We start from the raw sequence: 12,074 nt of genomic DNA, 5'->3' as shown, positions 1-12,074 counted from the left end.
TCGACAATCCGGACCTAAGAGTTGCGCATGACACCCATGTGAAGGCAGCCATAGGAAGCGGCGGACAACATGCGGCCGGCGATCACGGCCGCCAAGGGTTCGCCCGGATGAAATCGATGAAGGCACGAAGCGGCGCGGGCACCAGCCGCCGGCCGGGATAATAGAGAAACGGTCCCGAGAAGCGCGGCCACCAGTCCTCCAGCACCGGCTCCAGCGCACCGCTTTCAATATGCGGCCGCAGCCAATCCTCGAACAGATAGACGATACCCGTTCCCGCGATCGCCGCCTGGACGGCGAGGTCGGTCGCGGACCCCGCCTGGACAACCAGCGGCCCACCCGTCTCGACCCGGACCGCCTCGCCATCGCGCTCGAACTCCCACACCGGCATGGCGCCGCTCGAGAAGCGGAAGCGCAGGCACGCATGGTCGGCAAGCGCGCGCGGATGGTCCGGGCGGCCATGGCGGTCGAGATAGGACGGCGCGGCGGCGGCTGCGAAGCGCTGCGTGCGCGGCCCGATCGGCACGGCGATCATGTCCTGCTCGAGGCTTTCGTCGTAACGTATGCCGGCGTCGCAGCCGGCGGCGAGAACGTCGACGAAGCTGTCCTCGGCGATGACCTCCAGCCGGATCTCCGGATAGGCGGCGAGAAAGGCGGGCACGATGCTGCCGAGCACCAGCCGCACCGCGCTGATCGGCACGTTCAGGCGCAGCGTTCCGGCCGGCCGGTCGCGAAAGCCGTTGACGACATCGAGCGCCGCCTCGACCTCGGTCAGCGCCGGGCCGAGCCGTTCCAGCAGGCCCCGGCCGGCCTCTGTCAGGACGACACTTCTTGTCGTGCGGTTGAAGAGCCGGACGCCAAGCTGCGCTTCGACTCGGCGCACGGCCTCGCTCATCGCGGAGGCGCTGCCGCCGCCCACCCGCGCCGCCTCGCGAAAGCCCTGCGCCCGCGCCACGGCCACGAAGGCGTTGAGATCCCCGAGATCGATGGTCATTGTTCGAAATTCCGTACAGCTCGTGCTGATTGTACGCGATTATCGCAGAGCCCGGCAGGGTCTATCTCCATGCCACCGCAAAGGAGAAACACCATGACGACAACGACGATCGACACGGCCGGCACCTACAGGCTCGGCGACCGCAGCGTGAAGCGGCTCGGCTATGGCGCGATGCAGCTCGCCGGCCCCGGCGTGTTCGGCCCGCCCAGGGATCATGACGCCGCGATCGCCGTGCTGCGCGAGGCGCTGGCGCAGGGCGTCGACCATATCGACACCTGCGACTATTACGGCCCGCACGTCACCAACAAGCTGATCCGCGAGGCTCTCCACCCCTATCCCGACGATCTCGTGCTGGTGACCAAGATCGGCGCAAGGCGCGGCGCCGACGCGTCGTGGCTGCCGGCCTACGCGCCGGAAGAGCTGACGGCGGCGGTGCATGACAATCTCCGCAATCTCGGCCTCGACGTGCTGGAAGTGGTCAACCTGCGCATCATGTTCGACACGCACGGCCCGGCCGAAGGCTCGATCGAGCCGACGCTGACGGTGCTGGCCGATTTGCAGCGCCAGGGCCTCGTCCGCCATATCGGCCTCAGCAACGTGACGCCGACGCAAATTGCCGAAGGGCGAAAGATCACCGACATCGTCTGCGTGCAGAACCAGTACAATCTGGCGCACCGGGCCGACGACGCGCTGATCGACGACCTCGCCCGCGACGGCATCGCCTATGTGCCCTTCTTCCCGCTCGGCGGCTTCAGCCCGCTACAATCCGCGACGCTGAACGACGTCGCCACGCGTCTCGGCGCCACGCCGATGCAGGTTGCCCTCGCCTGGCTGCTGCAGCGCTCGCCGAACATCCTGCTCATTCCCGGCACCTCGTCGGTCGGTCACCTCAAGGAAAACCTCGCCGTCGCCGATCTCGTTTTGCCGGACGACGCGCTGGCCGAGCTGAACGGGATTGGCGGGAAGTAGGGCCCTCACCCCACCCCTCTCCCGCTCGCAGGAGAGGGAGTAAGCCCCTCACCCCAACCCTCTCCCGTGCCGGGAGAGGGAGCAAGCCGGTGCCAGTCGGCTCGGCTGTATATTGGAACAAGCGCTGCCCTTGGCCCTCTCCCGCGAGCGGGAGAGGGTTGGGTGAGGGGCTTTCTTTCTACGAGCCAGTGCACCAACTCCTGTTCGGCCGAATAATCCGTCCGGCCCCCACAGGCGGCGATCCAAAGAATCGCGCCACGCCTTGCCTTCTCGGCCATTCCCGTATATGCACCGCCCGTCGTAACGACACCCGGCCGGGGGTTGAACGGAAGGCGGCGCGAGCCGCAGGGATCAGAGATCCCGTCTTCCCGTGTCTCCGCTCTCGAAGTTCGTACCGATCAGCCTTTCTCGAAGGCTTCGGTGAGGCTTGGCGCCGGGAAACGAAAAGGAAGGGCAATCATGCCGCTTTATGAGCACGTATTTCTGTCGCGACAGGACGTGTCCGCACAGCAGGTCGAAGCACTTACCGAGCAGTTCAAGGGCCTCATCGAGGCCAATGGCGGCACGGTCGGCAAGATCGAGCAGTGGGGCCTGAAGTCGGTCGCATTCCGGATTCGCAAGAACCGCAAGGCGCACTACACGCTGATCAACATCGACGCCCCGGCCGCCGCAGTGGCCGAGCTCGAGCGCCAGCAGCGCATGAACGAAGACATCCTCCGCATCCTGACCCTCAAGGTCGAGGAGCACGAGGAAGGCCAGTCCGCGATGCTGCAGAAGCGCGATCGTGACGATGGCGACCGTGGCGGCCGCTTCGGCGACCGTGGCGACCGTCCGCGTGGCGGCTTCGGCGGTGGCGCCGGCGGCGGTTTCCGTGGCGAGCGTCGTCCGCGCTCGGAAGATTCTGAAGGAGCGGCTGAATAATGGCTGAGATCGGCACCACCAGCGCGTCCAGCGGCGGCCAGCGCCGTCCGTTCTTCCGTCGCCGCAAGACCTGCCCGTTCTCGGGCCCGAATGCGCCGAAGATCGACTACAAGGACATCCGTCTCCTGCAGCGCTACATCTCCGAGCGCGGCAAGATCGTTCCGTCCCGCATCACGGCCGTTTCGGCCAAGAAGCAGCGCGAGCTCGCCCAGGCGATCAAGCGCGCCCGCTTCCTCGGCCTGATCCCCTACGTGATCAAGTAAGACGCCGGTCGCCGGAGACCCAGGTCTCCAGCGACGCGCGACCCGATTCGCCGGACCGACGCCCGCCGCCGGTCCGGCACCGCCCTTCGGGGCTGACGATTTCAGTGCCTGAATGGCAAGACTTGGTTGGGGTATGGCCGGGCTTCCCGTGACCTGCCTCTAACCGCTCTCGAAGCGGGACAGCGAGATATCATGTCGATGCGGAACATCCTTATTGGCCTTGGAGCCGGCCTTGCGGCAGCGTTGCTGTTCGCCGGGCTCGTCAGCGGGACCGCCCTCGCCCTCCCCCTCTTCATCCTGTCGCCGCTGCCGATCGCCATTGCCGGGCTCGGATTCGGCACGTATTCCGCCGCCGCGGCCGCCGCCGTCGCCTCGGCGATGATCGGCCTCGCCATCGGCCACCTCGCCGGCGGCCTCTATTTCATCCTGTTCGCGGCGCCCGTCGCCTGGGCAGCGCATCTCGTCGGCCTGTCGCGGCCCGACGACGCCGTGCCCGGTGGTCGCCAGTGGTTCCCGCTCGACAACGTGCTCGTCCGCGCCGCCCTCGTCACCGGCGCCGCCGTCGTCGTTACCGGCTTCCTGCTCGGCTACAACCCCGAGGCGCTGGTCAGCCAGACGGTGAGCGTACTCAAGGACTGGCTGGCGCAGTCCTCGGCCGATGGCATGGCGCCGACCGAGGCGGAGATCGAGCCGCTCGTCCGCTTCAACATCGCGCTGATGCCGTTCACCTCCGCCAGCCTGACGCTGGGTATCCTCGTGCTTGCCACCTGGCTTGGCGCCCGGATCGCCCGCATGTCGGGCCTGCTCGCGCGCGAATGGACGCCGCTCTGGGCCGTCGTGCTGCCCCAGTCGGCGGCGCTGTTCTTCGGCCTCGCCTTCATCGTCAGCCTGCTGCCGGGCGTCCCCGGCCAGATCGCGGGCGCCTTCGCGGGCGCCATGGGCTTCGCCTTCGCGCTGACCGGCTTCGGCCTGCTGCACGCCATGCTCAACGGCAAGGCGGCGCGGCCGCTGCTGCTCTTCCTCGTCTATGCCCTCAGCTTCTTCCTGCTGCCGCTCGGCATCATGGCCGTGGTCGGACTTGCCGACACCGCCCTCCAATTCCGGGCGCGCCGTTTCGCGGCGCGGTCCGGCATCTCGTAAGTCACGTTTCGAATTCAAGACCAAAGGAGTCACATCATGGACGTCATTCTGCTGGAGCGCGTCGCCAAGCTCGGCCAGATGGGCGAGATCGTTCACGTCAAGGACGGCTACGCCCGCAACTACCTGCTGCCGCAGGGCAAGGCGCTGCGCGCCAACGAAGCCAACAAGAAGCGCTTCGAGGCCGAGAAGGTCTACCTCGAGGCCCGCAACCTCGAGCGCAAGAGCGACGCCGAGAAGGTCGCCGAGGCCCTCAACGGCCAGTCGTTCATCGTCGTCCGCCAGGCCGGCGAGACCGGCCAGCTCTACGGTTCGGTTTCGAGCCGCGACGTGGCCGACCTGGTCAGCGAGGCCGGCTTCTCGGTCGCCCGCAGCCAGGTCGTGCTCGAGGTTCCGATCAAGTCGATCGGCCTGCACAACGTCGTCATCGCCCTGCACCCGGAAGTCGAGGCCACCGTCACCCTGAACGTCGCCCGCAGCGTCGACGAAGCGACTCGCCAGTCGCAGGGTGAAGACCTCTCGACCGTCCAGGACGACTTCGAGCTGGAGCCGCTGCCGGAGGGCGAAGGCTTCGCCGGCGTCGACGACGAAGAGATCTAAGAAGCGCCCTTCACCTGAAGGGAGCCTTATTTTCTGGGAGGGCGCCGCGGTTTCCGCGGCGCCCTTTTTCTTTGGCAGACGCTACGAAATCGGCTTAGCGCGTACCCGCTTGAAATTGCGGCAAAATCAGGGCTACCATCCCTGTGACGGCCGGACGTCACCGACCGCCTTGTCGCAACCTGCCTTGGTAAACCAAGACATTCAGGGAGGGGGCAGCGGATCACAATGAACCGGTTGCTCATCAACTATCTGTCAGGCGTTCTGAAGCGTGGATCGCTTGAAATTATCGATGCCAAGGGAAAGCGTCACCGCTTCGGTGACGGCAGCGGCATACCCGTCCGCGTCCGCTTCACGACAGCGGCGGCAGAACGGGCCGTACTCAGCAATCCCGAGCTGAAGCTCGGCGAGACCTTCATGGATGGCAGCTTCGTCGTCGAGCAGGGCTCGATCTACGACTTCCTCGAAGTAGTGCTGCAGAATGTCGGTAGCGGCGGCCGGTCCTGGTGGATGCGCGCCATCTACCGACTGCGCGTGATGACCCGCCGCCTGCGCCAGTGGAACACGCCATTCCGCTCGCGCCAGAACGTCGCCCATCACTACGATCTCGATGGCAGGCTGTATTCGCTGTTCCTCGACAGCGACCAGCAATATTCCTGCGCCTATTTCGAGACGCCCGACACCAGCCTCGAGGAAGCGCAGATCGCCAAGAAGCGGCATCTCGCGGCCAAGCTGGCGCTCGCACCGGGCCAAAAGATCCTCGACATCGGCTCCGGCTGGGGCGGCCTCGGCCTCTACCTGGCCACTCATGCCGATGTCGACGTCACCGGCGTCACGCTCTCGGAAGAGCAGCACAAGGTGTCGAACGCCCGCGCGGCGGCGCTGAACCTCGCCGACCGGACCCGATTCAAGCTGCAGGACTACCGGGCGCTCAAGACGCAGTTCGACCGCATCATCTCGGTCGGCATGTTCGAGCATGTCGGCGTCGGGCATTTCCAGGAATATTTCGACAAGGCGCGCGAGCTGCTGACCGAGGACGGCGTGATGGTGCTGCACGCGATCGGCCGCTTCGACCTGCCTGGCGAGACCAATTCCTGGATCCAGAAATACATCTTCCCGGGCGGTTACATCCCGGCGCTCTCGGAGGTGTTTCCGGCGATCGAGAAGGCGGGGCTGAAGGTAACCGACGTCGAGATCCTGCGGCTGCACTATGCCGAGACGCTGAAGGCCTGGCGCGAACGGTTCCTCGCCCGCCGCGCCGAGGCGGTGGCCCTCTATGACGAGGCGTTCTGCCGGATGTGGGAGTTCTACCTCGCCGCCTCCGAGACCGCCTTCCGCTACCAGGACATGATGATCTTCCAGATCCAGATCGTCCGCGACCAGAACGCCCTGCCGCTCACGCGCGACTATATCTGGCAGGCCGAGGAAGCCCTGCGGCTGCGCGACCATGCCGGACAACGGCCGTCGCTGAAGATCGCCGGCGGCGGCTAGGTCCTTCGGGACACGCCGGCCCATCCTCACCAGACCCACGCGACCGCCAGCACGTCGAGACATTTCCCCGATTCCAGAAACGGGGAAATGCCTCGACGGGCGGCGCGAATCGGGCATCCTTCACGAAACTGTCACCGAAACGCTTCGCACAAGCGGCAAACGCCGCTTTCGCGGCAGCGTTGGCGTTAGCCTATGGATAACGGGCAATAACCCAGCGAGCATTGGCCTCGCGACCGCTCCTGTCCTTAACTGGGATCAAGGGATCTGAGAGCCAATCGACCATGAACGTTCCAGCGCTTGCCGTGACGCCGCAATCTGCCGAATTCTATCGGCAGCCGCCGCAAAACATCGAGGCCGAGCAGGCGCTCCTGGGCGCCATCCTCGTCAACAACGAGGCGTTCTATCGCGTCTCCGACTTCCTCGAACCGGTTCATTTCTACGAACCGGTGCACCGGCAGGTGTACGAGCTCATCGCGCAGATCATCCGCCAGAACAAGATCGCCAACCCGGTCACGCTGAAGAGCTTCCTGCCGGCCGACCTCGCCATCGGCGAACTGAACCCGGCGCAGTATCTCGCACGCCTCGCCGCCGAGGCGACGACCATCATCAACGCCGAGGACTATGGCCGCTCGATCTATGATCTGGCGCTTCGTCGCGCGCTGATCGGCATCGGCGAGGACGTCGTCAACATCGCCTTCGACGCCCCGATCGACATGCCACCCAAGGCTCAGATCGAGGATGCCGAACGACGCCTGTTCGCGCTGGCCGAAACCGGCCGCAACGACGGCGGCTTCCAGTCGTTCGAGGACGCGCTCAAAGCCGCCATCGACATGGCCAGCGCCGCTTACCAGCGCGACGGCCATCTCTCCGGCATCTCGACCGGCCTTGACGATCTCGACCGCCAGATGGGCGGCCTGCAGCCGTCCGACTTGATCGTGCTCGCCGGCCGCCCGGCCATGGGCAAGACCTCGCTCGTCACCAACATCGCCTTCAACATCGCCAAGGCCTATCGCGGCGAGGTTCAGCCCGACGGTTCGACCAAATCGGTCAATGGCGGCATCGTCGGCTTCTTCTCGCTCGAAATGTCGGCCGAACAGCTGGCGACGCGTATCGTCGCCGAACAGTCCGGCGTCTCATCCTCGCATATCCGCCGCGGCTCGCTCGACGAGCGCCAGTTCGCCAAGGTGGTGGAAGCCTCGCGCGAAATGGCGCGTATCCCGCTCTACATCGACCAGACGGGTGGCATCTCGATCGCGCAGCTGACCGCCCGCGCCCGCCGCCTGAAACGCCAGCGCGGCCTCGACCTGCTGATCATCGACTACCTCCAGCTGCTGCAGGGCTCCGGCAAGGGCCAGGCCAACCGCGTGCAGGAAATCACCGAAATCACCACCGGCCTGAAGGCGCTCGCCAAGGAGCTCGCCGTGCCGGTGATCGCGCTGTCGCAGCTCTCGCGTCAGGTGGAAGCGCGCGAGGACAAGCGGCCGCAGCTCGCGGATCTGCGTGAATCCGGCTCGATCGAGCAGGACGCCGACGTGGTGATGTTCGTCTATCGCGACGAATATTACCTGAAGGGAAAGATGCCGAAGGAAGGCACCGAAGAATTCTTCAAGTGGCAGGCCGAGATGGAACAAGTCGCCGGCGTCGCCGAAGTCATCATCGGCAAGCAGCGCCACGGCCCGACCGGCACGGTGCCGCTGCAGTTCGAGGCGGAGATCACCCGCTTCTCCAACCTCGCCAAGCGCGACCACCTGCCCGAATCCTACGAGTAGCGCTACCCGTCACGGCTTCTGCTGCAGCAGGTCCCACTTGTTGCCGTAGAGGTCCTCGAACACGGCGACGGTGCCATAGGCCTCGTCCCGTGGCGCTTCGAGGAAGCGGACGCCATGCGCCCGGAAGGCGGCAAAGTCGCGCTGGAAATCGTCCGTATGGAGAAACAGGAACACGCGCCCGCCGGACTGGCTTCCGATGGCGCGTTCCTGCGCCTTGTCGCGCGCCCTGGCGAGCAGGATCCGCGTCTCGGCCGGGGGATTGGTCGCCATCAGCACCCAGCGCTTGCCGTCGCCTAGCGGCGTATCCTCGACGCAGACGAAGCCAAGCCTGTCGCGATACCAGGCGATGGCCTCATCATAGTCGCGCACCACCAGGGCCACGGCTCCGAGGCTGCGCCGCGCCGCGCCCGCCGCCGTCACGATGCGCTACCGCGTTGCGCCAGCATGCGGATTGGCCTTGAGATCGCCGCGAAAATGGCAGAGACCAACGGCTGCAAATTCCTGCTCCATGCTCGCCGCGCTGGCGGCCCCGAATCGCGTACCCTCGCTTGATGGAACAATCGGATCCCACTCCCGTCCAGACGCCGGCCACCACCGGCAACCGGCTGACGATCGATCTCGGCGCGCTCGCCCGCAACTGGCAGGCGCTGGCGGCGCAGGCCGGCACGGCGGAGACGGCCGCCGCCGTGAAGGGCAACGCCTACGGCATCGGCGCGGAACCGGCCGCAAGGGCCCTTTCCCGCGCCGGATGTCGCACCTTTTTCGTCGCCCTGCCAGAAGAGGGATTTCAGGTGCGCGCCGTCGCGCCGGAAGCGACCATCTATGTGCTGAACGGTCTCGCGAGCGGCGTCGCCGCCGCCCATGAAGCCGGCAATATCCGCCCGGTGATCGGCTCGCTCGACGAATTGCGGGAGTGGTCCGCCTATCGCGCCGCCGGCGGCCAGGGCCAGGCCGCGCTGCATGTCGACACCGGCATGAACCGCCTCGGCGTCACCTTCGCCGAAGCGCTGGAGCTCGCGTCCGATCGCGGCCTCACCGAGCGGCTGGGACTGACGCTGGTGATGAGCCATCTCGCCTGCGGCGACACGCCGGCGCATCCGCTCAACGCGCGCCAGCTGGCCACGATGCAGGACGTCCGCGCCCTCTTTCCCGGCCTGCCGGTCTCGCTCGCCAATACGGCCGGAATCGCGCTCGGCCACGACTATCATTTCAATCTGGTCCGCCCCGGCATCGGCCTCTATGGCGGCCCCTATATCGAAGGCGAGCCGCCGCTGGAGACGGTCGTCACCGCCGAGGCCCGCATCATCCAGATCCGCGACGTGCCGGCCGGCGAGACGGTCGGCTATGGCGCGGCGCAGACGCTGACTCGAGCCTGCCGCATCGCCATCCTCTCGACCGGCTATGCCGACGGCTACCACCGCAGCGCCGGCGCCACCGACGGGCATCCGGGCGCCAGCGTGGTCCTGCACGGCCACCGCGCGCCGCTGGTCGGGCGCATCTCGATGGACCTGATGGCGATCGACGTAACCGACATCCCGGCGGCGCGGCGCGGCGACTGGGTCGAGCTGTTCGGCCCGAACATGCCGGTCGCAGAGGTGGCGACAGCCGCCCGCACCATCAGCTACGAACTCCTGACCAGCCTCGGCGGCCGCTATGCCAGGCACTATCGGGGAGCCCTCTGATGGCGCGCGCGAAAATCCAGTTCATCTGCCAGAACTGCGGCGCCGTCAGCCCGCGCTGGCAGGGCCGCTGCGAAGCCTGCGGCGAATGGAACACGATGGTCGAGGAAAGCGCCTCGGGCGGCATCGGCGGCGGCCCCGCCAAGGGCCCGGTCAAGCGCGGCCGCATCGTCGAGCTGCAGGCACTCTCCGGCGGCAGCACGCAGCCGCCGCGCATCGCCTCGGGCATCGCCGAACTCGACCGCGTCACCGGCGGCGGCTTCGTCCGCGGCTCGGCGCTGCTGGTCGGTGGCGATCCCGGCATCGGCAAGTCGACGCTGCTGCTGCAGGCGTCCGCAGCGCTCGCCTCGAAGGGCGAACGCGTCGTCTACATCTCCGGCGAAGAGGCGATCGCACAGGTGCGGCTCCGGGCCGAGCGCATGGGCGTCGCCCACACGCCGGTGGCGCTCGCGGCCGAAACCAGCGTCGAGGACATCCTCGCCACGCTGCAGGCAGGCCCCGTCCCTGCCCTCGTCATCCTCGACTCGATCCAGACGCTCTGGACCGAAACGGCGGAATCCGCACCGGGCACGGTGACGCAGGTGCGCGCCGCGGCGCAGGCGATGATCCGCTACGCCAAGAACTCCGGCGCGACGCTGGTGCTCGTCGGCCATGTCACCAAGGACGGCCAGATCGCCGGCCCCCGCGTCGTCGAGCACATGGTGGACGCGGTACTCTATTTCGAGGGCGAAGGCGGCAAGCAGTTCCGCATCCTGCGCGCGGTGAAGAACCGCTTCGGCGCCACCGACGAAATCGGCGTGTTCGAAATGACCGGCAGCGGATTGCGCGAAGTGCCCAATCCGTCTGAGCTTTTCCTCGGCGAGCGCAACGCCGCCTCGCCGGGCGCCGCCGTTTTCGCCGGCATGGAGGGCTCGCGCCCGGTGCTGGTCGAGATACAGGCCCTCGTGGCCCCGTCGCTGCTCGGCACGCCGCGCCGCGCCGTGGTCGGCTGGGACTCCGGCCGCCTCGCCATGGTGATCGCCGTGCTCGAATCGCATTGCGGCGTGAAGCTCGGCTCCAACGACGTCTACCTGGCGGTGGCCGGCGGGCTGAAAATTACGGAGCCGGCTGCGGATCTCGCGGTCGCTTCCGCACTCGTCTCCTCGCTCTCCGGTATTGCCCTGCCGGCGGATTGCGTCTATTTCGGCGAAGTCAGCCTTTCGGGAGCCGTCAGGCCGGTCGGCCACGCTGCGCAGCGCCTGAAAGAGGCGCAAAAGCTTGGTTTCGCCCGGGCTGTCCTGCCGGTCGCATCGATCGACAAGGAAGCCAATCTCGGTCCCGGACTGCAGGGGATCGACCAGTTGGCCGGCCTCGTCGCCATGATCGCGGCCTCGGGGACGCGTCCGCAGCAGCGGGCGGTGCCGGACCCTGCGGCGCGACGGCGGTCGACTGTGGCCGATGAGGCATTGGATTCGTGAGAGCGACGGGCTAAACCGCAACCTTCTGCGGCGCGGGGCAAGGGGTCATCGAAGGAATGCCGGTCACGATTCTCGACGGTGTGGTCTTTGTCGTCATTCTGGTCTCGGCGATGCTCGCCATGGTGCGCGGCTTCGTCCGGGAAGTGCTGTCCGTCGCCTCCTGGGCGCTGGCGGCCGCCGCGGCCTTCTTCTTCTACAAATCGCTGCTGCCCTTCGTGGAGCCTTACATCGCCAACAAGAACGTGGCGATCATCGCGACGGCGGCCGGCATCTTCTTCATCGCCCTGATCGTCGCCAGCTACATCGCGATGAAGATCTCGGATTTCGTCATCGACAGCCGCGTCGGCCTGATCGACCGCATCCTCGGCTTCTTCTTCGGTGTCGCGCGCGGCCTTCTGCTCGTCGTCATCGCCTTCGCCTTCCTGTCCTGGATCCTGTCGGATCGCCAGCCGGCATGGGTTGCGAACGCGCAAAGCGCCCCTATCTTGAAGTCACTCGCGGACAAGCTCGTCGCAGCGCTGCCGGAGGACATCGAAAAGACGATCCAGGATCGTCTGCACGGCAAGGGCGAGGAAAACACCGCGCCGCCGGCGGACGCACCGGCCGACGACGCGCCCGACGCCGCCCCTGCGCAGCCGGACGCGCAGCAGCAGCCGGACGCGCAGCCCGGCAGCAGCTATGGAACGCAGGAACGCAAGGGCCTCGACAACCTGTTCGACAACAATGGCGAGGCACCGGCCGAAGAGCCGGACCAGACCCCAGCGCCGGACTGACCCGGGGACGCACCACTTCCCTGACGC

The 12,074-nt window shown here is 66.9% G+C and carries 12 protein-coding genes; 10 read left to right on the top strand and 2 right to left on the bottom strand.

Annotated elements, in window-relative coordinates; all coding sequences use genetic code 11:
* Positions 1-82: 82 nt before the first annotated feature.
* Positions 83-991: a LysR family transcriptional regulator gene (locus OSH07_RS14975; protein ID WP_266339477.1), complete on the bottom strand. Its 909-nt coding sequence runs from the start codon at positions 989-991 to the stop codon at positions 83-85.
* A 93-nt stretch (positions 992-1,084) separates the two neighbouring features.
* On the opposite strand from OSH07_RS14975, the gene OSH07_RS14970 reads away from it, so the two are divergent.
* From OSH07_RS14970 to OSH07_RS14940, 7 genes are all read left to right on the top strand, one after another.
* A complete protein-coding gene (locus tag OSH07_RS14970; RefSeq protein WP_266339476.1) occupies positions 1,085-1,960 on the top strand; it encodes an aldo/keto reductase family oxidoreductase in 876 nt (291 codons plus the stop codon).
* A 459-nt stretch (positions 1,961-2,419) separates the two neighbouring features.
* The gene (gene rpsF, locus OSH07_RS14965; protein ID WP_266339683.1) at positions 2,420-2,881 is read left to right on the top strand and encodes a 30S ribosomal protein S6; all 462 of its coding nucleotides are present in this window, start codon (positions 2,420-2,422) and stop codon (positions 2,879-2,881) included.
* Positions 2,881-3,144 carry a 30S ribosomal protein S18 gene (gene rpsR, locus OSH07_RS14960; RefSeq protein WP_201403427.1) on the top strand — a complete coding sequence of 88 codons (264 nt, stop codon included), beginning with the start codon at positions 2,881-2,883 and terminating at the stop codon, positions 3,142-3,144. Before rpsF ends, rpsR begins: the two co-directional genes overlap by 1 nt.
* 192 nt (positions 3,145-3,336) lie before the next feature.
* The gene (locus OSH07_RS14955) at positions 3,337-4,284 is read left to right on the top strand and encodes a hypothetical protein (protein WP_266339475.1); all 948 of its coding nucleotides are present in this window, start codon (positions 3,337-3,339) and stop codon (positions 4,282-4,284) included.
* A gap of 36 nt (positions 4,285-4,320) precedes the next feature.
* Positions 4,321-4,881 carry a 50S ribosomal protein L9 gene (gene rplI / locus OSH07_RS14950; RefSeq protein WP_266339474.1) on the top strand — a complete coding sequence of 187 codons (561 nt, stop codon included), beginning with the start codon at positions 4,321-4,323 and terminating at the stop codon, positions 4,879-4,881.
* Positions 4,882-5,106: 225 nt separating this feature from the next.
* A complete protein-coding gene (locus OSH07_RS14945) occupies positions 5,107-6,369 on the top strand; it encodes an SAM-dependent methyltransferase (protein WP_266339473.1) in 1,263 nt (420 codons plus the stop codon).
* Between the two features lie 281 nt (positions 6,370-6,650).
* Entirely contained in the window at positions 6,651-8,138 is a 1,488-nt protein-coding gene (locus OSH07_RS14940) for a replicative DNA helicase (protein WP_266339472.1), read from the top strand.
* Positions 8,139-8,147: 9 nt separating this feature from the next.
* On the opposite strand, the gene OSH07_RS14935 is transcribed toward OSH07_RS14940, so the two are convergent.
* A complete protein-coding gene (locus OSH07_RS14935; RefSeq protein ID WP_266339471.1) occupies positions 8,148-8,558 on the bottom strand; it encodes a VOC family protein in 411 nt (136 codons plus the stop codon).
* 131 nt (positions 8,559-8,689) lie between these two features.
* Between OSH07_RS14935 and alr the strand changes: the two genes are divergently transcribed.
* Genes alr through OSH07_RS14920 form a run of 3 tightly spaced genes read left to right on the top strand, consistent with a single transcriptional unit; the run spans position 8,690 to position 12,047 of the window.
* Positions 8,690-9,820 (top strand): alanine racemase, encoded by a 1,131-nt coding sequence (alr, locus tag OSH07_RS14930; RefSeq protein WP_266339682.1) that lies wholly within the window; start codon positions 8,690-8,692, stop codon positions 9,818-9,820.
* Positions 9,820-11,274 carry a DNA repair protein RadA gene (gene radA / locus OSH07_RS14925; RefSeq protein WP_266339470.1) on the top strand — a complete coding sequence of 485 codons (1,455 nt, stop codon included), beginning with the start codon at positions 9,820-9,822 and terminating at the stop codon, positions 11,272-11,274. The genes alr and radA overlap by 1 nt, the downstream gene beginning before the upstream one ends.
* A gap of 56 nt (positions 11,275-11,330) precedes the next feature.
* Positions 11,331-12,047 (top strand): CvpA family protein, encoded by a 717-nt coding sequence (locus OSH07_RS14920; RefSeq protein ID WP_266339469.1) that lies wholly within the window; start codon positions 11,331-11,333, stop codon positions 12,045-12,047.
* Positions 12,048-12,074 lie beyond the last annotated feature (27 nt).

This window comes from Kaistia nematophila, assembly GCF_026343855.1.
In the GTDB taxonomy this organism is placed as follows: domain Bacteria; phylum Pseudomonadota; class Alphaproteobacteria; order Rhizobiales; family Kaistiaceae; genus Kaistia; species Kaistia nematophila.
Note: the sequence above shows the minus strand (reverse complement) of the source record. Positions and strands in the feature narration are given on the sequence as shown.

Coding starts and splice junctions, on each gene's coding strand:
- OSH07_RS14945 (WP_266339473.1), top strand. CDS start 5,107: ATGAACCGGTTGCTCATCAACTATCTGTCAGGCGTTCTGAAGCGTGGA.
- radA (WP_266339470.1), top strand. CDS start 9,820: ATGGCGCGCGCGAAAATCCAGTTCATCTGCCAGAACTGCGGCGCCGTC.
- alr (WP_266339682.1), top strand. CDS start 8,690: ATGGAACAATCGGATCCCACTCCCGTCCAGACGCCGGCCACCACCGGC.
- rpsF (WP_266339683.1), top strand. CDS start 2,420: ATGCCGCTTTATGAGCACGTATTTCTGTCGCGACAGGACGTGTCCGCA.
- rplI (WP_266339474.1), top strand. CDS start 4,321: ATGGACGTCATTCTGCTGGAGCGCGTCGCCAAGCTCGGCCAGATGGGC.
- OSH07_RS14975 (WP_266339477.1), bottom strand. CDS start 991: ATGACCATCGATCTCGGGGATCTCAACGCCTTCGTGGCCGTGGCGCGG.
- OSH07_RS14920 (WP_266339469.1), top strand. CDS start 11,331: ATGCCGGTCACGATTCTCGACGGTGTGGTCTTTGTCGTCATTCTGGTC.
- rpsR (WP_201403427.1), top strand. CDS start 2,881: ATGGCTGAGATCGGCACCACCAGCGCGTCCAGCGGCGGCCAGCGCCGT.
- OSH07_RS14940 (WP_266339472.1), top strand. CDS start 6,651: ATGAACGTTCCAGCGCTTGCCGTGACGCCGCAATCTGCCGAATTCTAT.
- OSH07_RS14970 (WP_266339476.1), top strand. CDS start 1,085: ATGACGACAACGACGATCGACACGGCCGGCACCTACAGGCTCGGCGAC.
- OSH07_RS14955 (WP_266339475.1), top strand. CDS start 3,337: ATGTCGATGCGGAACATCCTTATTGGCCTTGGAGCCGGCCTTGCGGCA.